Here is a 23,459-nt window from a genome sequence, read left to right as displayed (position 1 = left end):
TGCGGTATGCCCTTTAGAGCGCTTTCATACAAAACTAAGCAATTCTTTGTTGTGCTTATTAAATTAAGTCTAGTTGTTGGTGCTTTTTACTTTATCTACTTAAAAATAGCCCAAAACAACACCCTAAGTTTCGATGCTTTTTTAGGGTTTTTACACCAAAACCGAGTTTTTTCAATAAAAAATATAGCATTTTTAGTTGGTTTAAGCAGTCTTAACTGGTTTTTTGAAATTTTAAAATGGAAAACCTTGGTGCAATGGGTTACGCCTATATCCTTAAAGCATGCTACCGAGCAAACCTTAGGCGCCTTAACAGCTTCGTTGTTTACACCCAACCGTATTGGAGATTACGGTGCCAAGGCCATGTACTTTGCCCCCCCACTAAAAAAGCGCATTTTACTGCTTAACCTCCTAAACAATGCCACCCAAATGGGCATTACATTTGTGCTGGGGCTTGCGGGGCTTGTTTTATTACAAGCGCATTTTAATGTAGAGCTTGCATTAAAAAAGGCCCTTAAAATAGTTACCCTAATGGTTTTAATTGGCAGCATTATAGGCTTCGGTCTTAACAGCATTAAAGGCCAAACATGGCCCAAGTTAATTTCGTTTTTTAAAACTTTTCCTAAACCCAAACTCATGCACGCCTTATGTTTAGCGTTTGTTAGGTATGCTATTTTTTCGTTTCAATTTTACTGGCTCTTGCGACTCTTTAATGTTCCCATAACATATTTCCATGCCATGATTATGATAAGTAGCATGTACTTACTCGCCTCTATTATTCCTAGTCTTGCTATTTTTGATGTGGTTATAAAAGGCAGTATTTCGGTGTATTTGTTTGGGCTTTTGGGCGTAAACGCCATTACTGTACTTAGCACGGTAACCATTATGTGGGTTTTAAACTTTGCCCTGCCCAGTATTTTAGGCAGTTATTATGTATTACATTTTAAATTTCCAAAATCGGATTAAATGCTAACCACCATCGTCCTTATTCTTTTTTTACTGTACCTTATCGTTATAGGCAGCTTTGCCTTGGGATTTGATAAGGTTAAGGAATTTCCTTTGGAAGACCTCACGGCTGTTAATAGATTTTCGGTAGTAATCCCGTTTAGAAACGAGGCCAAAAACCTACCGTTATTACTCAAATCGATTACATCATTAAACTACCCACCTGCTTTTTTTGAACTTATTTTTGTTGATGATGATTCCACAGACCACTCTACTGAAATCATTCATGCCGCCTTGCAGGACACCCCCATGACGTACCGCATTATTACCAACCACCGCCAATCGCCATCGCCAAAGAAAGATGCCATTACCGCGGCCATTAAAACGGCCAAGAACGCTTGGATTATTACCACAGATGCCGACTGCCAATTGCCTAAATTCTGGCTAGATTGCTTTGATGAGTTTATCCAGAAACAAGCCCCAAAAGTTATTGTAGCCCCCGTTACACTACATAAGACCACGACTTTTTTTAAACGCTTTCAATGCCTTGATGTTTTAAGTTTACAAGCCAGCACTATGGGCAGTTTTGGCATAAACAAGCCCTTTATGGCCAATGGGGCTAATTTGGGGTACCACACATCGGTTTTTTCAAAAATTGGTGGTTTTTCAGACAATAACCACATGGCCAGTGGTGATGATGTTTTCTTACTACAAAAAGCCTTGACCGCTTTCCCTAAAGAGGTTCGCTACTTAAAACAGCTTAAAGCCACGGTAACCACCACTCCAGAAAGGACGTTTAAACATTTCTTTTATCAGCGTGTTCGTTGGGCTGCCAAATCCAGCCACTACAAAAGTGCTTTTGCCAAACTAACAGGCCTTATTGTGTTACTGGTTAACGGCGGACTTATAAGTATTGGCATACTTGCTTTAGCAGGATATTTTAATGGACATACCCTATTTAAGTTGTTCTGCTTAAAGTTTTTAATAGACTTTTTGCTCTTGTTTAAAGCTACGCGTTTTTTTAAGCAAGAAACGGCCTTACGCGCCTATATTTTAAGCAGTGTATTATACCCTTTTTTAACCCTTTTGGTAGTTTCTACCTCAATATTTGGCTCTTATAAATGGAAAGGCAGAACCTTTAAAAAATAAACACACTCTCGTTTATTTTTGTTAAGTTTACTTAAACCAATCTACTTTCTTATGAAAAAGTATGTCTTTGCTGTGATTTTTATCTGTGGCCTCTCCTTTACTTACGGACAAAAAACCTATACTATAGAGAGTGAAGCGCTAGAACTGAAAACCGAAGTTGAAGGCCATTTAAGTTTGCTTTGGAACATTATCGGTGGCCAATACCGGTACTTTGTTAAAGCCCAAGACGGCAAGATTCACGAACTAAAAAACACGAAAGACGAAAACAACAAATATCAGGAAGAATACAAAGCAACCTTAACACAGCTTATGGATGCTGGGTATAATATTTCTGTAGCCGACGTTAACCTAACGCTTCCCGACCTAAAAGCAGTGATTGATTTGTACAATGGCACTGCCGATGTATCGTACCAATCGGTTATTAAAAAGCCTAAGCCCCAACTGCGTTTAGGTTTTTTTGGCGGCCTTACCAATTTCCCTTTTTCCGACAATCTCAACAACGACATATCACCCCTTTTTGGCAGCGAACTAGAAGTTATTTCCAACAAAGAAAACCCTCGACACTCTGGCTTCTTTCAAGCCTATCATGCCTTTGAGAATGAAGACTTCGGGTTTTCCAAAACTGAGTTGTCCCTTGGGTACAGATTCCGGTTTATAAGCACTCCAAAGGTTGGGGTTTATGCCAATGCCACATTTGCTACCCTAAGCTTTACCAAAGCAACCTACGTTTATACCGATAGCCAGGCACAAGTGGTTAAGGTTAGCGAGTCGAAAACCAACTTCGATGCACCTTTTATTTTTGGTATTGGTGCCGATTACCGGATTAGCAACCGCGGGTTCATTACCTTTGGATACCATAACCTTGTGGCGGTTTTTTTAGACAGCCCTAACCATTTTTCGACCGATGTTTCTTTAGGCTTTAAGATGATTTTATAAGATGGCGTTTCATCTAAAAACCTCCAATCCGGCGTTTACCCCTTACTTTTGGAACGATAACGGCCAGCACACTTCAACCATGACCGTTAGGGGTATTTTTATTAAATCCGTGCTATGCATCATGGCCATTATGGCAGTAACGTTTGGCATTTGGACCCTGCACGAACAGGGAGTAGATGTGAGTTGGTTTACTTACGGAGGACTTATTGGATCGGTTATTATAAGTGTTATCATATCGTACAAAACACATTGGGCGCATATTCTGGTGCCGCTTTACACCATTACCAAAGGGTGTTTTTTAGGCGGGTTTTCGGCTTACGTAAGAGCTAAATTTCCAGACATGCCTTACCAAGCCATTGGCGTTACCATTGTTGCTTTTTTTACAACCCTTGTGCTATACCAAACCCGCATTATTGTTGTTACAAAAAAGTTTAGAAGTGTTATTATTACAGCCGCTGCAACCATTTTTGTGGTGTACCTTATTTCTTTCATCCTGAATTTTTTCGGCATTAAAACCTTTATTTGGGGCACGTCTTGGGTGGCTATTATTTTTAACGTGGTTGCGGCCATTGTAGCCTCGTTATCTTTATTGTTGGACTACGATTTTATTGAACGCCATAAAAACCGAGCACCAAAGTATAAAGAATGGCTAGCCACTTGGGGGCTGCTGGTGACTTTAGTATGGCTTTATGTTGAAATTTTAAGGCTTATGCGCAAATTGGCCATTAAGTTTTAGTCGACATGAATAACCACAGGCAAATCGAACTCTGTAGTTACCTGTTGCGAACGCTTTACAGCTGGATAGATTTTAGGCAACGAATCTAATGCTCCTATTAACAGGCTGTCTATATTGGGAATTTCTTTATACGTTAATGCACTGGCTTTTACATTTAGCACCTTTAATTCACCTGTATGCAAAATTTGAAAGCGCATGAGCACGGTATCGGTTACATGTTCTGAAACTTCGACATGTTTATGGGCCAATTGTTCTGTAATGGTACCGACCAACGTTTGTGTAAAGCATTGCTTGCGCGCTTCATTTTCGAACGTGCTGTCGCAAGAAGCAAATGAAGGATACTCATCGACATCTTTCCAATTAAATGTTTTAAGCTCTTCGCTTAAAATGCTCTCGGAAGATATTTTTTTAACGTTGAAATGATTACAAGACGTCAAACTTAAAACCAATAAAACTGTCGTTAACTTTTTCATAAACCGCTATGAAAGCGAAAAGTACAATTTTTTTGGATTTTATTATTTACCCTGCATAAACTTTTCTTCTTTTAGCTTGCTTAACCTGTACTTTACGATTGCCTCGGAACTGCTTTTGGGGTACTTTTTTAAAAACGATTCATGCAGTTTAATCTTATCGTCAATATGCGTAAGCACTTCTGCTTTTGTATTTAAAAGAAAAAATATGGCGCGTTCATTTTCTGGTGCTTCCTGTATTGCTGTTTCAAAAGCCGCGATGCCTTTATTGTACTTTTTCTGTCTATTATATAGAAGGCCTAGTTGCAGATATTCGTTGCCTAGAGGCACATCCTGCAGCGCAATGGCCTTTTTAATATAAGTTTCTGCCTTTTTAAACTGTTTTAAATGAGCATAAACCATCCCTAGATTAAATACATTTCCAGGTTTTTCCGGGGCTATGCTAAGAGCCTCTTCAAAATAGGCAATCGCTTTTGCGTAATTATACGTATTGGCATAACAGGTTCCTAGTTTTTCATAAATAAACAACGTTTTTTCGTTGAGCTCCAACAACTTCTCAAAACCGGATATCGCGCTGTGGTTGTCGCCTTTATAATAGTCGTTTTGTGCGTTTAGGCTTATTAATTCCACATTGTTTTCATAAGAAGACAGTCCTATATTGGTGTAATGGGCAACCGAATCTGGCTGGCGTTGTACCAAATGGTATTTGGCTATTTTAAAAATAGCCTTTTGGTGGGTTGTGTCTAATTTGAACGCTTTTTTAAACGCAACCATGGCCAGCGAATCATTTTCTTGTTGGTAAACTAACCCTAATTGATATTGATAATTAGGGTTAAGAGAATCGGTAGATATTAAGGCTTTAAACTCACTTTCTGCCAACGTTTGCTTTTTAGTCTTAGCAAGTAACTTAGCATACTTATATCTGGTTAACAACTTACTGCTGTCTGCCTGTACACTGGTTTTGTAATACGCCAACGCTTTATCGTAATGGCCTAAGGCCTCGTAAGCGGCAGCTATTTTACTCCCAGTTTTGGCATTGGGCGGTTGGGTTTTGTAAAGTGTAATGGCCTTGTTATAATTGCCAAGCGCATACAAACTATCTGCTTTAGTTAAAACCGAAGTTTGGGCTTCGGTTTTAACATAGCACAGCAATATGCAGGCAAAAATTATTCTAATCATTCACCTGAAACTTTATGGGCAGGTAATAGGCCACGGCAACCTTTTTACCTTGTTGTTCACCAGGAATCATTTGTGGCAATAGGTTTACTACGCGCTTGGCTTCTTTTTCTAGCTCTGGGTGTGCCGCACGACATTTTACATCGGTTACATGGCCATTGGCATCTATTTTAAAGTATACCGCTATTTTTTGAAGACCTGTTAATCCTAGCCCTTTTGCGATGTCTGTATTAAAATTACCCGAGATTAACGCATTCATTTTCCAATTAAAACATTCGGTTTTTACCTTTTTATCTCCTTGGCAGTCGGCATCGGTAAATTGGGGTACTTTTTCAACCACACCAAACGGTATTTCAATGTCGGTTTTCACCGCATCGTAATAGGCATGGTTCAGACCTTCTTCCGACGTTAGTACGACAAGGGCCTTTAAGGCGTTTTCCTCTTCTGGGGTCATGGTTCCTTTTGCTGCGATCGATTCCTTTAAAGCCTCGATATGCGCTAAAATAGATTGCTGCTGGGGTGCTTCTTCAGCTGAAACAGCTGTGTTGTCCTGAGAGCATGACGCATACACCAACATGGCTAGTACCATGGGTACTAAAAGAACGTACTTAAATAAATTAACTTGTTTTGATTTTGATTTTTGTAACATAACGATTCGTTTTTTGATTAATGATTGTTTAAAAAATGGATTGATGAAAGCTATTTTCTTGGTGTTGAATGTTTGCGATAACAAACTCAAGTAATACTGTTTTTTGCCCTGTTGCTTGGCGGCTTCTTTATCGGCGATAAACTCGTGAAGCTCGGTCATTCTATGCTGATACATATAAACCAACGGATTGTACCAAAACGCCATTTTAAAGAACTCGAAAAGCAACATGTCCCAAGAGTGTTTATGCGTGACGTGAACCCATTCGTGCTTTAAAATGGTTTGTTGCTCTTGTTCTTCAATTAAATCGCCAATAAAAATGTGGTTAAAGAACGAAAAAGCGGTTTTGCTGTTGGCTACTTTTACAATTGTAACCCCGTTAGCCTGCTGTTTTTCGCCCGCTTTGTAGCTTTTGAAGATTTCGAAAAGCTTACGCAAAAACACAAAAAACATAACACCGCTACCTAAAACCAGTAGGCTACTCCAAGACCATTGAACATCGATTGCTTGTTGTGCGTCTATAACCACCGGATTTAAGGCTATTGGCTTGGCATTCCCTATAAAAACCTCTGGAAGCCTGATAACATAATCCTGCGGGATGGCTGTTTTAAACCAATCGATTTTGATAAAGGGTATAATGACTGCCAAAATTGAGGTTGTTAAAAGATACCCCCTGTTCCAGTTAAAAAAGGTTTCCCGTTTTAAAACACCATCGTAAACCAACAGGAAAAGCAATTGGTACGCCATTATTTGAATGATATAATGTATCATGCGTCTTCTTCTTTATCGATGTCTTTTAACACTGCTTCTAACTCGCTTAAACTAATATCGTTCTTCTTTACAAAAAACGACACCATGCTTTTAAACGACCCCTGAAAATAATTCTCAACCAACGTATGCAAGCTTTGGTTGCTATAATCCTGCTTTTTTACCACAGGAAAATACAAGTAGCCTTTACCCTGCTTTTCGTGGTCTACAAATCCCTTGCTCTCTAATATTCTAACAATAGTAGACACGGTATTGTATGCAGGCTTAGGATCTGGCAGTTGTTTTATTAACTGTTTTACACTAGCTTTTTGTAACTGCCAAAGCACTTGCATGATTTGTTCTTCTGCTTTTGTAAGCTGCCTCATTTTTAACTAATATTTTAGTTGAATAACACAAATATAACTAATTATTTAGTTTAAACTAATAATTTAGTTAATTATTTGTAACATGTTATCGTTATCTTCGTCTTATAGCAAAACATTTTTATGGACATTATTCTTTCTATAGTTGGTTTATTGTTTGTCTTAACAGGCATTATAGGCAGCTTTTTACCCATTTTACCGGGACCGCCAATTAGTTGGGTAGGCTTGTTGTTATTGTATCTTACAAAAGCTGTTGAGGACAACTGGTGGGTATTGGGCATTACCCTTGTAATTGCCCTATTGGTGTTTGTATTGGATTATATTATTCCGGCTATGGGGACTAAGAGGTTTGGCGGCAGCCGCAAAGGCATGGTAGGCACAACCATTGGGTTAATTGTCGCCATATTCTTTCCTGTGTTGGGCATTTTTGGCATTATTATCTGGCCCTTTGTTGGGGCTTTAATTGGTGAGTTGTTTAACAAAACGGATTCTAAAATGGCAACCAAGGCAGCTTTTGGTTCGTTTTTGGGGTTTTTAACTGGCACCTTTTTAAAGTTTATTGTCGCCGTGGTGTACTTGGGCATATACATTAAGGTTTTTGTAGAACACGCCGACGCGATTTTTTCTTTCTAAAAAAAGAAGGAGCCTTACGGTTTTTCACCATAAGGCTCTTGTAAATGCTATTATCAACAATATCTTCTTGAGGGATTAATTAATTTTATGCTGTTGACTTAAACAAAGGTAGTATTTATCTTATTAACACCTTTACGGTTTTTCCGCAAAAAAATTACGGAAAAACCGTAATTCACAGTGATACCAAGACCTAAGACACACTTACCACTTGTACTTTCACCCATAAAAAAGCTTATTTATTATAAATCTTATAAAAAGCCATTTTTTCTCGCTTCGTTTAGTAAAGTTTCGTCACTGCCATCTTGAACCAAAAAAATTTCCTTTAAGTGTTTTTTACGCTTTTCAATGGCACTCATAGACAAATTGATATGCTCTTTTAAACTTTTTGTTTTTATCCCCTGCGATAGGAGGTGCAGGATTTTACGGTTTACATCGTCTACTTCCATATCGGCAGAGATGGTTTTTCGTATTAAGCTATTAACAGTACCGCTATAAAAGGGCGGGTTTTTTAAGGCCGCCTGGAAAGCGCTTGATAGCTCGTTTGAGGTTAAGTCGCTTTTAATGAGCAAGCCTTCGGGGTTTATACGTTTAACAATATTGTGTATTCGATAAGATTCGTTAAACATAGTTAAGATAATTATTTTAGCATTGGGCATTAGGGTTCTAGCATGAATGGCCAGATCTTCGCCCGAAGTATATTTGCCATCGGATGATGGTGGCAAGCTAATATCCATAAAAAGCACATCGTAAGGGCGTTCTTTTTTTATGGCCTCTTGCATGTATTGTAATGATTGGTCGCAATTATTGGCTATATCTATCTTAAGCTCTTGATCGGGCTTTTTGGTGGCTAAAAGCGTGTTCTGATATCCCTCTATAATAATGGGGTGATCATCGGTCATTAATATTCGTATAACATTATGTGTCATGTATCTTGTTTTAAACAGGCACCCTTACGGTAACCGTTGTTCCTAAATTAATGGCTGAGTCTATTTTTAATTTACCGCCTACATCGCTTACGCGCGAGGCCATATTTTTTAAACCTATGCCTTTTTTAGACTTGTTAATATCGAAACCTAAGCCGTCATCGGTAATTTTTAGGCAAACGGTTCCTCTTTTTCGTTGGAAACTAATCTCAACCCGCGTGGCATTGGCGTGCTTGTAGATGTTTTGTAACGACTCTTGGACAATTCTATAATAATGGATTTTTGTTTTATTCGATACAGCATCCCAATCAATATCATCGTCATTGGTTAGTTGATAGTCTAAGCCATAGGCTAGGCACTGTGTTTCTACCAAAGATTTTATAATGCTGAAGAAACTGGAGCCGCTAACAAAATCGGTATTAAGATCGTGCGATACCTTTCTTATGTCCTGCTCGATATGCTTTAGTTCTTCAATATATTTATTGCGGTTGTTAATGGCCTCTGGCGTTACCATCATGTTTAAACTGTCTAAACTTAATCGGGTACCAAAAAGCCGCCCTAAAATGCCATCGTGAAGCTCTTCTGAAATGCGCTTCTTTTCCAAAATTCGCGCTTCATCAATTTTGTCTTGTTGCGAAAGCATTAAATTATAAATCTCTTCGTTGGCAAGCTGCTGCTGCTGCACAAGCTGTAATTGCCTGTTTTTGGCCCGTTGCGAAACAATAATATACAGCAAGACTAGTGTAAATATTAAGCCTGCCGACAAAACCATAAACCACATACGCTCTCGGGCAATTTGCCTATTTTTTTCCTTTAAATTATCTGTTTCAAATTCAATTCTGGCAAATTTGTTTCTAATGGCTCGCTCCTTGTGTTGCAAACTATCGCTAATAGCCACGTAACGGCTTAAATAATCTGTCGCCCTTTGTGGGGGCTCTATCTTAGACTTTAACAAAAGGGTTTTTAATATCACATTATTGGTATTGGTCTCCTCAGCCAATTGATACGCCCTATTGGCAAAAACCAAGGCAGAATCCTTTTGATTGATGTCCAAATAATATTGTGCCGCATTTAAAGAAACCGACATGATGCTGTAAAAATCCTGAATGCTATCGCTAACCCGATACGCTTTTCTTAGCATGCTCTTCACCTCTGTTTCTGGGTATTTGCCCGACAAGTGCTTTACAAAGGCGTAGTCTCCCAAGATTAACGCATAGTTTGAAGGCTCTTTTAACAGCTCTTGCTTGTTACTACTTAAGGTTTGGTAAATGTTTAAGGCCTGGTTATACTTCTCTTGCTTTTTATAGATTAAAGCTATGTTGCTATTCGAGTAAATGGTGTATAAGGTATTGTCTGCTATCTGGTCGCTATAGGACAGAGCCTCTTTATGGTAGTTAATCGCATCGTCGTATTGGTCTAGTTCGTCGGAAATAATGCCCAGCAAATTGTACAACGCCCAAAGGGCATCGAGATTGGCTTCAGATTTTGGAAATGTTTGATACAACCTTATAGACCTTACCGCATTGCTTTCGGCCCCCAGATAGTCTTTTTCCATGAACTGTATGTCTGCCATGTTTAACAGGGTTTCGGCATAATTTTTCTTTAAATCTAAATCCGAAAACAATTTAGACGCTTTGTAATAATAGTAATACGCACTATCTATTTGTTGCTTGCTAAAATGGCTCCACCCAATAATGTTATTAACATGGGCCATGGCCACAGAGTCCTTTAACTTTACCGCTAATGTTAAATTTTCACGATTAATCAGCATTAAAGTATCTGCATCCTGCTTGTACAGGTAAAGTGTAGAGAGCTGCCTTCTGTGTTTTAAAAGCACACTATCGCTGGCGTGCTTAGCAGCTAGTCTAATAGCCTTTTTAGCATAGTCTATTCTAAGCTCTAAGGGCAACTGCTGATTATTAGATTGGTTTGAATAGTGCGTTATGCTGTCCATAATAGCAGGATTGGACTGGGCATACACACCAAATGCAAAGAAGACACTTAATATGACACTATAGTGCTTATACAATGAGATTCATTTTTGTAAGTCTCTCAAATTTATAATAAATATTATTGATAATTAAACGCGACAACCATTTTAATTTCCCCAAAGCAATAAAACCCGTCCAGCAGCGCTAAACGGGTCTATAACATTATGGCGACAAAAAAGTTTAGCCCTGGGTAGGCACTTTTGTTTTTCTAATATGCTTACTAACGGCAAGATCATGCGTAAAGTCATGAGATTGCACTTCTTCTTGATTTATAAGATCAATACTGATGTCTTTTTTACTGTTAAGTCCGGTTAAAGCAACACAAAAAATAATTGCTATTAAGGTAATTGTTAGGGATTTCATATTTATCAACTTTAAATTGGTTACACTGCAAGCAAATACCGTTTAAGAGCTAAATGCTCTAAAAAAGTTGAGGGATATTATGGAATAATTAATGTGTACACATCATGCCATAAAGCATAACGCTACGTGTGTGAGGGAAAATATGGATTAACAACCTTAATAAGCTGATTGTAAAATAATTTGGGGCTTAATAAGGAAGTTTAAAAGTAATTTAAAGACATCATACAAACAGAAAAAATCCGTTGAAATACCAATTTAATCGATTAAAGGCTATTTAAAGCCTTTTTTAAACAAAAAAGCATCCCAATTTTCACCTAAGTGAAAAAAGGAAAGCTTTCCATTGGAACACTCAAAAAAATTGAGCTCTTCCTACTATTTGCCTCAATTACAACATTAAGGCAAAAACAACACAACTAAATTTTATTGCTAAAAAAAAGCTCCAACGGATGGAGCTTTTGAGCAATTTTTTGCGGTCTGGACGGGACTCGAACCCGCGACCCCCTGCGTGACAGGCAGATATTCTAACCAACTGAACTACCAGACCGTTGCACAATTGCGGATGCAAATATACATGGCTTTTTCTATATCTCAAATATTTTACAACTTTTTTTTAAAATTATCTTATAAAAAATTCTGACGCTCCACCATAAAGGCCGTCAATATTGCGCTAAACCCCTCATTTATATCGGCTTCCACATATTTTATCTGATACTGCCCACATTTTAAACGAATGGCCTTAAAATAATCCGATACCGCTTTTTCGTAGTTGTCCTTAATGTTTTCGGCGTACAAATTAATATGGTCGCCTGTTTCAACATCCACAAAACGTCTTGGAGCATGGCCAAAATCGAACTTTAATTCCTTTTCCTTATCAAACACATGAAACAACACCACCTCATGCTTATTGTGCTTTAAATGCCGTAAGGCCTCAAACAATTTGTCTGCTTCGGTTTCTGTTTGAAACATGTCGGTAAACAAAAAAACCAACGAACGCCTATGTATGTTCTCGGCAATTTGATGCAAAAAGGTATAGGTTCCTGTTTGCTTGTTCTCTGGGCGCTGCTTTAGCAGTTCGCCAAGTTGGTGCAGCAGCATATGGTGGTGCCTGTCGCTGCCTTTTTCTGGGGCGTAAAAATCGTAGGCATCGCTATACACACTTAGTCCAACCGCATCGCGCTGGCGCTTTAAAATGTGCATTAAACTCGCCGATGCCAAAGCAGAAAACGCTATTTTATTAAGATGGTCTATCGAAAACGACGCCATCTCTGGGTAATGCATCGAACTGCTGTTGTCTATAATTAAATGGCAACGCAAATTGGTCTCCTCGTCATAGCGTTTGGTATACAGCTTATCTGTTTTAGCGTATAACTTCCAATCAATATGTTTGGTACTTTCGCCCTGATTGTAAATTTTATGCTCAGCAAACTCTGCCGAAAACCCATGAAACGGGCTTTTGTGCATGCCCGAAATAAACCCCTCTACAACCTGCTTGGCCAAAAGGTCGAGTTTGTTAAACCCACTTGTTTTATTTAGTTCCTGTTGTAAATCCATCCTATGCCCTAAACTAAAAAAGGTTTGCCATAACAGCAAACCTTTTATCATTTCTTTAATCTTTATTGCTTATAAAAGCGAATCCAAAGCTTCGGCATAAGCACTTTTTTGCGCTACACCCACTTGGCGGCCTACAACTTCGCCATTTTGGAACACCAATACTGTTGGAATGTTTCTTACGCCGTACTTTGCAGCAAACTCTTGGTTGGCATCTACATCTACCTTTCCTACCACGGCTTTGCCTTCGTATTCCGTACTCAACTCATCAATGATTGGCCCAACCATTCTACAAGGTCCGCACCATGCAGCCCAAAAATCTACCATTACTGGCTTGTCGCTCTTTAATACTGTTTCTTCAAACGTTGCATCTGTAATTTCTAATGCCATAATTTATAATTTAAAAAATTGTACTTCTAAGTTTTATGCAATATTAGTCAAAAAAATAACGAAAGCTTACAACCAAGCAATTTGTTTTGCCTATGTTGCTATTATAATACGCTATTATTTGCTTTAGGGCGCATAAACCAGGCTTTCGGCAGTCGCTTTTTGTTGGGTCGTACCGTGCCTTTCGGCAAGGCCCAACCACAAAAGAGCTCCAACAAAGCCTCAATCCTTTGCGCAAAAAAAATCAATTCAATTTATAGAACACATCATGTTCGGTGAGCTCGCTTAACAGTTCTTGCGAAATCCTCACCTTCTGTTTTCTACTAGGCATGTTTAGTTTTATACGCTCTTCATTGTCGTAAATTATAAAACTTAACGCTTTATCGCCAGCATGTATTTTAAACAGCTCTTCCAAAACCTGAATACGCTGCCCCTGCAAATCCGAAATATCCAACTTCACCGACAACTTTCTGGCGTAAGCATCCATAATATCGTGCAGCAACTGAAAACTGTTAAACTGCAACCTAGGCTCGCCTTTTATACCGGTATTTTTATTTACCCAGCCTTCACGCACATAGCTTTTAACATGAACAAAAGAGTTTTTCACCAAAAAATGCCGAAACTTCAAATAGTCCTCTCCAAAAATCCGAAACTCAAAGCTGCTTTCGTAATCCTCCATGGTAAAGGCCGCCCATCCTTTTCCCGCTTTACTTACGCGGTGCTGCACATCGGTTACCACACCACCAAAGGTAAGCTCTCTGTTTACATGGTTGTTCAAATCGCCAAACAACGACAGGTCGGCATTACAAAAATTGGTCATCTCTACCTTAAAATCATCCAACGGGTGGCCAGAAATATAAATCCCAACCACTTCTTTCTCCTTAGCCAGCTTCTCCATAGTGCCCCAATCATCGCATGGTGGCACTTGCGGCTCTGGAATTTGCACATCGCTAGCCTCGCCAAACAAACTCACTTGGGCCGAATTTTCATTCTCTTGATGTTTGGCACCGTATTTCATAGCTTTTTCTAAAAAAGTAATCCCATCGCCTTCATCTTGAAAATACTGCGCGCGATGCGTACTGGAAAAACAATCAAAACCTCCAGCCAATGCTAGGTTCTCAAAAGCTTTTTTATTGGCTGCCCGCAGATCAATTCGCTTAGAAAGATCGAAAATAGACCTATAGGCGCCCCCTTCTTTACGGTTTTCTACAATGGTTTTTACCGCACCATGGCCAACACCCTTTATGGCTCCCATACCAAACCGAATGGCATTCTCCTGATTTACTGAAAACTTGTAATACGATTCGTTTACGCTAGGCCCAAGCACATTTAACTTCATGCGCTTACACTCTTCCATAAAAAAGGTTACCTGCTTAATGTCGTTCATGTTGTTAGACAGCACAGCGGCCATATATTCGGCAGGGTAATGCGCCTTTAAATAGGCCGTTTGGTAAGCTATCCAAGCGTAGCAGGTAGAGTGCGACTTGTTAAAGGCATAACTGGCAAAGGCTTCCCAGTCTTTCCAAATCTTCTCCAGCACATTTCTTGGGTGGCCATTGGCTTCGCCCCCATCCAAAAACTTAGGCTTAAGCTTTTCCAGTAAGGCAAATATTTTTTTCCCCATGGCCTTTCGCAACACATCGGCTTCACCCTTAGTAAAACTGGCCAGTTTTTGCGAAAGCAACATTACCTGCTCTTGGTATACTGTAATCCCGTAGGTTTCCTTCAGATATTCTTCCATGGCAGGCAAATCGTAAACAATCTCCTCCCTACCGTGTTTACGGGCAATAAAACTAGGAATATACTCCATAGGACCCGGGCGGTACAAGGCGTTCATGGCAATAAGATCATCAAAAACCGTAGGTTTTAAGTCCTTCATGTGCTTTTGCATTCCCGGCGATTCGTATTGGAAAATCCCAACGGTTTCACCCCTTTGGAACAGTGCATATGTTTCTTCGTCATCCAACGGAAAACGCTCAGGGTCGAGCTCGATACCGTGTTTTGCTTTTACAATTTTAACAGTATCCTTAATTAGGGTTAAGGTTTTTAACCCTAGAAAATCCATTTTTAATAAGCCCGCATTCTCTACTACCGAGTTGTCGAATTGGGTGACATACAAATCGGAATCCTTGGCTGTAGAAACAGGCACGAAATTGGTAATATCGTCTGGAGTAATGATTACCCCACAAGCGTGAATACCGGTGTTTCTTACCGAGCCTTCTAACACCCGCGCTTGGTTAACCGTTTCGGCCTCTAGCCCTTCGCCTTCAGAAATATTAATAAGCTCGTTAATGAGGTCGACCTCTTCAGAACGAAACTTGCTCTTTAGGGCCTTCTCGTCCATTCCAAAAATCTTGGCGAGCTTGGTATTGGGTATCAACTTGGCAATCCTATCGGCATCAAACAGGGGCAAATCCAACACACGTGCCGTATCGCGAATGGAGGATTTGGCCGCCATGGTACCATAGGTGATAATTTGCGCCACTTGATTGGCACCGTATTTATCGATAACATAGTCCATAACACGCCCCCGGCCTTCATCATCAAAATCGATATCAATATCGGGCATGCTCACACGGTCTGGGTTTAAGAACCGCTCAAAAAGCAGGTCGTATTTAATGGGGTCTATATTGGTAATTCCCAAGCAATATGCAACGGCAGAGCCTGCTGCCGAGCCTCGCCCTGGCCCTACCGATACGCCCATATTTCTAGCCTCGCGTATAAAATCCTCTACAATCAAGAAATACCCGGGGTAACCCGTATTAGCAATAACATCCAATTCGAAATCGAGACGTTCTTTTATAGCATCGGTTATTTCGCCATAACGGTTTTTAGCCCCTTCGTAGGTTAAATGTTTTAGGTAAGCATTCTCCCCGCGCTTGCCGCCATCGGCGTTATCGGCCTCTACTTGAAACTGCTCTGGAATATCAAATTTAGGCAGCAAAACGTCCCGAGCCAATTCAAAGGGTTCTATCTTATCGACCACCTCTTGCAAATTGGTAATGGCCTCTGGCAAATCCTTGAAGAGTTCCTTCATCTCTTCCGAAGACTTAAAATAGTACTCCTGATTTGGCAGTCCGTAACGGTACCCACGACCACGACCTATTGGTGTGGCCTGTTTTTCGCCGTCTTTTACACACAATAAAATATCGTGTGCATTGGCATCCTCTTTTTCGGCATAGTAGGTGTTATTGGAAGCCACCAACTTAACATGGTGTTTTTTAGAAAATGCGACCAACACTTGGTTTACGCGGTTCTCATCTTCCTGATTATGCCGCATAAGCTCGATATACAAATCGTCTCCAAACGTATCTTTCCACCACAACAAGGCTTCCTCGGCTTGGTTTTCACCGACATTAAGCACCTTACTTGGCACTTCGCCATACAGGTTTCCGGTAAGTACAATAAGGTCTTCTTTATATTTTTCTATAAGTTTTTTATCTATTCTTGGCACATAATAAAACCCCTGTGTATAGGCTATTGAGGATAGCTTGGCCAAATTGTGGTAGCCGTTTTTGTTCTTGGCCAGCATGACAATTTGATAGCCATTGTCTTTTCGGGTTTTATCGGTATGGTTTTCACAAACAAAAAACTCGCAACCCACAATCCCCTTAATAGGCTTTGCCGTTGGCGTTTCGCCTTTTTCTTGGGCCTCGTTATTTTTTTCTTCAACCGCTTTGTTGTGTCTTCCTATGGCACTTACAAAATGAAATGCCCCCATCATGTTGGCGTGATCGGTTAGTGCTACTGCTGGCATGTTGTGCTTGGCGGCAGAGTCTACCAAATCGGCAATGCTTATGGTGGACTGCAATATAGAGAACTGCGAATGGTTGTGAAGGTGTACAAAATCGACATCGGCCAAATCGGAAATGTTTTGTTTTATTTCCGCTGTCGATATGGTATCGGTTTGTTGCTTTTCAAGACGCTCGCGAATTTTAGCACTCTCGCGTTTAAGGTTGATGTGTTTTAGGCCAATTAGCTGGATTTCCTGCGGATTGACTTCAGAAAAACGCTCGAAATAATCGGGCTGTACATCTAGTGCTTCTTTTGTAAACTCCCGTTTTCTAATCAATTCCAGAAAACAACGTGTTGTTGCCTCTACATCGGCCGTAGCATTGTGTGCTTCGGCAAATGGCTTGTTAAATAAAAATTCGTGTAGCTCTGTTAGGGTAGGCAATTTAAACTTCCCGCCCCGACCACCAGGAATTTTACACAGCTGTGCCGTGTGCTCTGTACAGGTATCTAAAACCGGTAATTCTTGAAGCGTATTGGCCACATCCTCCCTAAAGAATTCGCAGCCCATAATATTAACATCAAACCCAACATTTTGCCCAACAATAAATTTGGCTTTACTAATTGCAACATGAAACTTTTCCAGAACCTCTGCCAATGGCACCCCTTGTTCTTGGGCCAACTCGGTAGAAATGCCGTGAATTTTTTCGGCATCGTACGGAATATTGAACCCTTCGGGCTGAATTAAATAGTCTTGATGCTCGACACAGCGCCCCATTTCGTCGTGCAACTGCCAAGCGATCTGTATGGCCCTTGGCCAGTTGTCGGTATCGGTAATTGGCGCGTCCCAACGCTTTGGAAGTCCGGTGGTTTCGGTATCGAAAATTAAGTACATAAAAGGCCTGGTGGTTTGTCCTGTTGTAGGATTGTTAACTCAAAAATTGAACGTTTAAAAGTACAGAGAATATTCACATTAATAAAGCGAAGTTATAAACAGTTATAAACAAAAAAAAGCGACCCATTGGGCCGCTTTCCTATGCTGTAATCGTGTGCTTTTAGTTTGCATCCAGATAATCTGGAGTACCGTCCATATCGGTATCGTCGTTGGTTGGATCGCCATCGCCATCGACATCTTCGTTAATTGTTAAAATGCCATCGCCATCATCATCGTTATCTAAATAATTTGGTACGCCATCCATATCGGTATCGTCATTGGTTAGGTCGCCATCGACATCAACATCTTCATTTGCTGTAAGAATGCTATCGCCATCGTCATCGTCATCTAAATAATTTGGTGTACCATCGGCATCGGTATCATCGTCTGTTAAGTCGCCATTGCCGTTTACATCTTCTAAAACAGACAACAAGCCATCGGCATCATCATCATCGCAATATAGGCCATCAATCACATCTTGTAGCATTCCTGTTTCATCGCCACAAGCGTCCTGTTGCTGCATTAATGCTGCGGCATAGGCATGGCAGGCGTTGGAATATCCCGTACTGTTAAGCGATGGGTCTGCCGCAAAATACGCTTCTTGTGCGGTTTGGGTCTCTAAAATAGCTTCTTCACATGATACAACATCTGGGCTAGACACATTAGGCAGAGGCACATCGTAAAAAACCCCTTGACTAAAGTTTACGGTTTCTGTGCCAGAACTGTTGTATGCATTAAACCAAAACTCGCCAGATACGGTATTCTTTTCTTGGTTGTGAGTCGTGATGTTTATTATCCCATCCGATGGGTAAACCTGAGTTTCTCCATCTGGGAGGTTTAGCGTAGAGAACTCAACGCCCTGGCCATCTTCTACACTGGCCATATTGTTGTTGTTTACGCCAAGCTCGAAATGTACCCCAACCGATAGCGAAGCTACCCTTAATGTAATATCGTCGTAATTATCGCTAGCGGTAATTACCAATCTACCACTATCGTCGTAAGTCGCATGATAAGATACTGCTTTCCAGTAGTTTCCGTTCTTTTTTCCTTGAACAGCTGGTGAGTTAAATTCAACGTCATCGCTACACCCAAAAACCATAAAGGCTACCAACACAAAGGCTAAAAGGTTTCTCATAGTAAATATATTTTTAAATTTTATTGCTCTCAAAAATAGAATAAAAAAACAGAATATACATTGCCAGTCGTAAAAGATTGGAAATTAAAAAAATGTCGTATCTTTGCACCCTTATTAATAATAGAGGTCGAGAACCTCACTAATTAATTATTTATGCCTGTAAAAATTAGATTACAAAGACACGGTAAAAAAGGAAAACCTTTTTACTGGATTGTTGCCGCCGATGCGCGCTCAAAAAGAGATGGTAAATACCTTGAAAAAATTGGTACTTACAATCCAAACACCAACCCAGCAACTATTGACCTTGATGTTGACGGTGCTGTAAAGTGGTTACAAAATGGTGCACAACCAACAGATACTGCAAAAGCTATTTTGTCGTACAAAGGTGCCCTATTAAAAAACCATTTGGCTGGCGGAGTAAGAAAAGGCGCTTTAACCGAAGAGCAAGCTGAAACTAAATTCAACGCTTGGTTAGAAGAAAAAGCAACTAAAATCAACGCAAAAACCGATGGTTTAGCAAAAGCCGATGCCGATGCTAAAGCCAAAGCGCTTGAAGCTGAAAAAGCTGTAAACGAAGCTAGAATTGCTGCTAACACACCAGAAGAGGTTGTTGCAGAGGAAGCTCCAGCAGCAGAAGCTGATGCTTCGAACGAAGAAGAATAAAAATTTATTTTTATACTTTTGAACCCAGGCAAAATTTGTCTGGGTTTTTTTATGATTTAATATAATTAAGGTTTCCGGTACCTTGGAAACAAAAATTTAAAATTTCCGATGAAAAAGGAAGACTGTTTTTTTTTAGGGAAAATTGTAAAAAAGTACAGCTTTAAAGGCGAGCTCCTTATTAAGCTAGATACCGACGACCCAAGTGCTTGCGAAGCCTTAGACGCCATGTTTGTTGATGTTCGCGGCCAGCTGCTTCCGTTTTTTGTAGAAGCCTCGCAATTGCACAAATCGGATTTGCTGCGGGTAAAATTTGAAGACATCGATAGCGAAGCCGATGCCGAAGCCCTTTTAAAAAGCGATGTCTACCTCCCTCTGGAGCTTCTTCCAGAACTTAAAGACGATAAGTTTTACTACCACGAAATTATTGGATTTACCATTACAGATACCCATTTTGGCGATGTTGGCACCATAACCGCAGTAAACGACACCACGGCACAAGCCCTGTTTGTTATTGATCGGGACGGTGTGGAAATTTTAATTCCCATGAACGACGCCTTTATAAAGCAAGTAGACAAACCCAATAAAACCATTGTTGTTGAAACGCCAGAAGGCCTCATTGACCTTTATCTCTAATGAAGCCGTTCCAATTCAAACAGTTCACTATTCATCAAGATCGCTGCGCCATGAAAATTGGCACCGATGGCGTACTGCTTGGCGCTTGGGCCTCTGTTAAACACCAGCCGTTTTCTATTTTAGACATCGGCTCAGGTACTGGCATTCTTGCTCTTATGCTGGCACAAAGAAGTCACGCCGAACTTATAGATGCCTTAGAAATTGATGACGATGCCTACGAACAATGCGTCGAAAATTTTGAAAACTCCCCCTGGAACGATAGACTTTTTTGCTATCATGCCGCTTTAGAGGAATTTACAGATGAAATAGACGACACCTACGATCTAATTGTTTCTAACCCGCCATTCTACCAAGACGCTTTTAAAAGCAACAACAAGCAACGGGACTTAGCAAGATTTTCAGATGCCCTTCCCTTTAAGCATTTATTAAAAAGCGTGGCCAAACTACTGGCCGAAAACGGTTGTTTTTGTGTGGTTATCCCATATTCTGAAGAACCTCAATTTATAGCACTGGCGGCAACATTTCAACTATTCCCAAAAGACATCCTACACGTAAAAGGCACACCAAAAGCTCCCATTAAAAGAAGCCTAATAACATTTTTCACCACACAAAACGAAACCGTAGTCAACGAACTTATTATAGAAACATCACGCCACAACTACACCGAGGATTACATTAATTTAACCCAAGATTTTTACCTTAAAATGTAAGGCGAAATATTGTACGCTGAAAACGTTTTCGTTACATTTGGGCTTCAAATTAAAATTCCGTTATGAAGCCAGATTTATTCGAAGCTCCAGATTATTACAATTTAGACGAGCTATTATCAGAAGAACATAAATTAGTACGCGATGCCGCCCGCGAATGGGTAAAACGCGATGTCTCTCCAATTATTGAAGAGTACGCTCAAAAAGCCGAGTTCCCAGAACAAATTATTGGAGGTTTGGCAGAAATTGGTGCCTTTGGCCCATATATCCCAGAAGAATATGGCGGTGCGGGTTTAGATCAAATTTCTTACGGCTTAATCATGCAAGAAATAGAACGTGGCGACTCGGGTGTGAGAAGTACAGCTTCTGTACAATCTTCGTTGGTGATGTACCCCATCTGGAAGTATGGCAACGAAGCACAACGTCAAAAATATTTACCAAAACTAGCTAGCGGCGAGTGGATGGGATGCTTTGGTTTAACCGAGCCTGACCACGGTAGTAACCCTGGTGGTATGGTAACTAATTTTAAGGATATGGGCGACCACTATCTTTTAAATGGTGCCAAAATGTGGATTAGCAACGCCCCGTTTGCACAAGTGGCCGTAGTTTGGGCAAAAAATGAAGAAGGCCGTATTCACGGTTTGATTGTTGAACGTGGCATGGAAGGGTTCTCAACCCCAGAAACCCACAACAAATGGTCGCTAAGAGCATCGGCTACTGGCGAGCTTATTTTTGATAATGTTAAAGTACCAAAAGAAAACTTATTACCTAACAAATCTGGCTTAGGCGCACCACTTGGCTGCTTAGACTCCGCGCGTTATGGTATTGCCTGGGGTGCCATTGGTGCTGCTATGGACTGTTACGATACCGCTTTACGCTATAGCAAAGAACGCATACAATTTGGGAAACCTATTGGTGCTTTCCAATTGCAACAAAAGAAACTAGCCGAAATGATTACCGAAATCACCAAAGCCCAATTATTAACCTGGCGACTTGGTGTGTTGCGTAACGAAGGCAAAGCCACCTCAGCACAAATTTCTATGGCCAAGCGTAACAATGTGGACATGGCCATTAACATTGCTCGCGAAGCCAGACAAATGCTAGGCGGTATGGGCATTACCGGAGAATACAGCATTATGCGTCACTCCATGAACCTAGAAAGCGTTATTACTTATGAAGGCACACACGATATTCACCTTTTAATTACCGGATTGGATGTTACAGGCTTGAACGCCTTTAAATAAAACCTCAACAAAGGCGGGAATATCATGGTAAAAAAACACCAGTAGATACATACAAAATTTTAAAAATGCTTCTCTTTTTCGGGAAGCATTTTTTATTGAAATTTGTTTACATTTACTTGATATGTTTTCATCCAAAAAACGATTAGACAAGGCCTATAAAAACGCTAAAGTCATCCCCTTTGACGACGCTAGCAAGTTTATTTTGTTTAGCGATTGTCACCGAGGAGACAATAGTTTTGCCGACGATTTTGCCAACAACCGCAACATTTATTTTCATGCCTTAAAGCATTATTATGCTGAAGGATTTCAGTATTGTGAATTGGGCGATGGCGATGAGCTTTGGGAGAACCTCACGTTTAAATCTATATTTGAAGCGCATAAAAACGTCTATCTTCTATTAAAAGCGTTCCACAAAAACAAGCGTTTACATTTATGCTATGGAAACCACGATATGGTGTATAAAAATCCAGACTATGTTGCAAAACACTTGTCTACCTATTTTGAGCCCATTAGCGGAAAGGATGAGGAGCTGTTTCCTAATTTAACCTATCATGAGGGACTAGTTTTAAAACATACAACAACAAACCAAGAACTCTTTTTAACCCATGGCCACCAAGCCGATTGGTGGAATTACACCTTTTGGCGATGGAGCAGGTTTTTGGTGCGGATACTTTGGAAACCCTTAAATGTTATGGGCATTGCAGATCCCACAAGCCCAGCAAAAAACTACAAGGAGCTTATTAAGGTTGAAAAACGGATTAAAAAATGGATTGTCAACAACAATAACTTACTTACCATTGCAGGACACACGCACCGACCGCGCTTTCCGGAGCCCGGCGACATTGCTTTCTTTAACGACGGAAGCTGTGTTCACCCAAGAAGTATTACTGGAATAGAGATTGAAAACGGCGCAATAGCGCTAATAAAATGGCAAATCGCCACTACAGACGACGGTACCCTAAAAATTGTTCGCGTGTTGCTGGAAGGCCCAAAACCCTTAACAGCCTACAAAACCAAATAATTCTTAGCTCTCTGGCGCTAGCTCGACTTTCAAACCATCCATTGCTGGCGTAATTTGAATTTGGCAGCCTAGCCTACTATTCTCTTTTACATCGAAAGCCTCGCTTAGCATAGCCTCTTCATCGTCTTGCTTTTCCGGCAAATCGTGATCAGACAATACATAACATTGACAAGAAGCACACATGGCCATGCCACCACATACACCAATGGTTCCTTCTGGCGCTAATTCGTAACTACGTACTACTTCCATAAGGTTCATGGCCATATCGGTTGGCGCATCGACTTCGTGGGCTATTCCTTCGCGGTCTATAATGGTTATTTTTACGTCGGTCATTTTAGTATGTCGTGATTATCGTTATAC

The 23,459-nt window shown here is 40.3% G+C and carries 22 protein-coding genes and 1 tRNA gene; 10 read left to right on the top strand and 13 right to left on the bottom strand.

All coding sequences use genetic code 11. The features are described 5' to 3' along the window. The first annotated feature begins 6 nt into the window (after positions 1 to 6). The 4 genes from IA57_RS06860 to IA57_RS06845 are packed head-to-tail and all read left to right on the top strand — an operon-like array spanning position 7 to position 3,763. Positions 7 to 963 carry a membrane protein gene (locus IA57_RS06860; RefSeq protein ID WP_036121029.1) on the top strand — a complete coding sequence of 319 codons (957 nt, stop codon included), beginning with the start codon at positions 7 to 9 and terminating at the stop codon, positions 961 to 963. Beyond that, positions 964 to 2,091, top strand: a complete 1,128-nt coding sequence (locus tag IA57_RS06855) for a glycosyltransferase family 2 protein (RefSeq protein ID WP_036121027.1) — start codon at positions 964 to 966, stop codon at positions 2,089 to 2,091. It abuts the gene before it with no gap. Positions 2,092 to 2,142: 51 nt separating this feature from the next. Beyond that, positions 2,143 to 3,027: an outer membrane beta-barrel protein gene (locus IA57_RS06850; RefSeq protein ID WP_036121024.1), complete on the top strand. Its 885-nt coding sequence runs from the start codon at positions 2,143 to 2,145 to the stop codon at positions 3,025 to 3,027. A 1-nt stretch (position 3,028) separates the two neighbouring features. Then, a complete protein-coding gene (locus IA57_RS06845) occupies positions 3,029 to 3,763 on the top strand; it encodes a Bax inhibitor-1/YccA family protein (protein WP_036121021.1) in 735 nt (244 codons plus the stop codon). Here the strand turns inward: IA57_RS06845 and IA57_RS06840 are convergent. Genes IA57_RS06840 through IA57_RS06825 form a run of 4 tightly spaced genes read right to left on the bottom strand, consistent with a single transcriptional unit; the run spans position 3,760 to position 7,188 of the window. Continuing rightward, positions 3,760 to 4,236: a hypothetical protein gene (locus tag IA57_RS06840; protein ID WP_036121018.1), complete on the bottom strand. Its 477-nt coding sequence runs from the start codon at positions 4,234 to 4,236 to the stop codon at positions 3,760 to 3,762. The genes IA57_RS06845 and IA57_RS06840 overlap by 4 nt on opposite strands. A gap of 42 nt (positions 4,237 to 4,278) precedes the next feature. Beyond that, a complete protein-coding gene (locus tag IA57_RS06835; RefSeq protein WP_036121015.1) occupies positions 4,279 to 5,412 on the bottom strand; it encodes a tetratricopeptide repeat protein in 1,134 nt (377 codons plus the stop codon). Next, positions 5,405 to 6,826, bottom strand: a complete 1,422-nt coding sequence (locus tag IA57_RS06830; RefSeq protein WP_036121012.1) for a M56 family metallopeptidase — start codon at positions 6,824 to 6,826, stop codon at positions 5,405 to 5,407. The genes IA57_RS06835 and IA57_RS06830 overlap by 8 nt, the downstream gene beginning before the upstream one ends. Further along, positions 6,823 to 7,188, bottom strand: a complete 366-nt coding sequence (locus tag IA57_RS06825; protein WP_036121010.1) for a BlaI/MecI/CopY family transcriptional regulator — start codon at positions 7,186 to 7,188, stop codon at positions 6,823 to 6,825. The genes IA57_RS06830 and IA57_RS06825 overlap by 4 nt, the downstream gene beginning before the upstream one ends. Before the next feature lie 120 nt (positions 7,189 to 7,308). Here IA57_RS06825 and IA57_RS06820 point away from each other — a divergent pair, with 120 nt between their 5' ends. Beyond that, positions 7,309 to 7,818: a DUF456 domain-containing protein gene (locus IA57_RS06820; RefSeq protein ID WP_036121007.1), complete on the top strand. Its 510-nt coding sequence runs from the start codon at positions 7,309 to 7,311 to the stop codon at positions 7,816 to 7,818. 248 nt (positions 7,819 to 8,066) lie between these two features. Here IA57_RS06820 and IA57_RS06815 read toward each other — a convergent pair whose 3' ends face one another. The 8 genes from IA57_RS06815 to IA57_RS12345 form a co-directional block, all read right to left on the bottom strand. Then, the gene (locus IA57_RS06815) at positions 8,067 to 8,744 is read right to left on the bottom strand and encodes a helix-turn-helix domain-containing protein (protein ID WP_036121004.1); all 678 of its coding nucleotides are present in this window, start codon (positions 8,742 to 8,744) and stop codon (positions 8,067 to 8,069) included. A 10-nt stretch (positions 8,745 to 8,754) separates the two neighbouring features. Beyond that, positions 8,755 to 10,770 carry a tetratricopeptide repeat-containing sensor histidine kinase gene (locus tag IA57_RS06810; RefSeq protein WP_036121002.1) on the bottom strand — a complete coding sequence of 672 codons (2,016 nt, stop codon included), beginning with the start codon at positions 10,768 to 10,770 and terminating at the stop codon, positions 8,755 to 8,757. Positions 10,771 to 10,912: 142 nt separating this feature from the next. Next, positions 10,913 to 11,095 (bottom strand): hypothetical protein, encoded by a 183-nt coding sequence (locus IA57_RS06805; protein ID WP_036120999.1) that lies wholly within the window; start codon positions 11,093 to 11,095, stop codon positions 10,913 to 10,915. Between the two features lie 470 nt (positions 11,096 to 11,565). Further along, positions 11,566 to 11,639: transfer RNA gene (locus tag IA57_RS06800), tRNA-Asp, on the bottom strand. Positions 11,640 to 11,716: 77 nt separating this feature from the next. Further along, complete coding sequence (locus tag IA57_RS06795; protein WP_036121403.1) at positions 11,717 to 12,646, bottom strand: DUF58 domain-containing protein; 930 nt, start codon at positions 12,644 to 12,646, stop codon at positions 11,717 to 11,719. A 69-nt stretch (positions 12,647 to 12,715) separates the two neighbouring features. Beyond that, positions 12,716 to 13,033 carry a thioredoxin gene (gene trxA, locus IA57_RS06790; protein ID WP_036120996.1) on the bottom strand — a complete coding sequence of 106 codons (318 nt, stop codon included), beginning with the start codon at positions 13,031 to 13,033 and terminating at the stop codon, positions 12,716 to 12,718. Positions 13,034 to 13,274: 241 nt separating this feature from the next. Then, a complete protein-coding gene (gene dnaE / locus IA57_RS06785; RefSeq protein WP_036120993.1) occupies positions 13,275 to 17,657 on the bottom strand; it encodes a DNA polymerase III subunit alpha in 4,383 nt (1,460 codons plus the stop codon). A gap of 160 nt (positions 17,658 to 17,817) precedes the next feature. Beyond that, positions 17,818 to 18,831, bottom strand: coding sequence for a DUF6252 family protein (locus IA57_RS12345; RefSeq protein ID WP_051881000.1), 1,014 nt, complete (start codon positions 18,829 to 18,831; stop codon positions 17,818 to 17,820). A gap of 153 nt (positions 18,832 to 18,984) precedes the next feature. Here IA57_RS12345 and IA57_RS06775 point away from each other — a divergent pair, with 153 nt between their 5' ends. The 5 genes from IA57_RS06775 (at position 18,985) to IA57_RS06755 (ending at position 23,099) form a co-directional block, all read left to right on the top strand. Continuing rightward, positions 18,985 to 19,494 carry a 30S ribosomal protein S16 gene (locus IA57_RS06775; RefSeq protein ID WP_036120989.1) on the top strand — a complete coding sequence of 170 codons (510 nt, stop codon included), beginning with the start codon at positions 18,985 to 18,987 and terminating at the stop codon, positions 19,492 to 19,494. Between the two features lie 108 nt (positions 19,495 to 19,602). Then, the gene (gene rimM / locus IA57_RS06770; RefSeq protein WP_036120987.1) at positions 19,603 to 20,127 is read left to right on the top strand and encodes a ribosome maturation factor RimM; all 525 of its coding nucleotides are present in this window, start codon (positions 19,603 to 19,605) and stop codon (positions 20,125 to 20,127) included. Continuing rightward, complete coding sequence (locus IA57_RS06765) at positions 20,127 to 20,837, top strand: tRNA1(Val) (adenine(37)-N6)-methyltransferase (RefSeq protein WP_036120985.1); 711 nt, start codon at positions 20,127 to 20,129, stop codon at positions 20,835 to 20,837. The genes rimM and IA57_RS06765 overlap by 1 nt, the downstream gene beginning before the upstream one ends. Before the next feature lie 62 nt (positions 20,838 to 20,899). Next, positions 20,900 to 22,078 carry an acyl-CoA dehydrogenase family protein gene (locus tag IA57_RS06760; RefSeq protein WP_036120982.1) on the top strand — a complete coding sequence of 393 codons (1,179 nt, stop codon included), beginning with the start codon at positions 20,900 to 20,902 and terminating at the stop codon, positions 22,076 to 22,078. A gap of 121 nt (positions 22,079 to 22,199) precedes the next feature. Beyond that, positions 22,200 to 23,099, top strand: a complete 900-nt coding sequence (locus tag IA57_RS06755) for a metallophosphoesterase family protein (RefSeq protein WP_036120979.1) — start codon at positions 22,200 to 22,202, stop codon at positions 23,097 to 23,099. Between the two features lie 3 nt (positions 23,100 to 23,102). On the opposite strand, the gene IA57_RS06750 is transcribed toward IA57_RS06755, so the two are convergent. Then, positions 23,103 to 23,432 (bottom strand): 2Fe-2S iron-sulfur cluster-binding family protein, encoded by a 330-nt coding sequence (locus tag IA57_RS06750; protein ID WP_036120977.1) that lies wholly within the window; start codon positions 23,430 to 23,432, stop codon positions 23,103 to 23,105. Positions 23,433 to 23,459 lie beyond the last annotated feature (27 nt).

This window comes from Mangrovimonas yunxiaonensis (genome assembly GCF_000733475.1).
In the GTDB taxonomy this organism is placed as follows: domain Bacteria; phylum Bacteroidota; class Bacteroidia; order Flavobacteriales; family Flavobacteriaceae; genus Mangrovimonas; species Mangrovimonas yunxiaonensis.
This window is presented reverse-complemented; position numbering and strand designations above follow the sequence as displayed.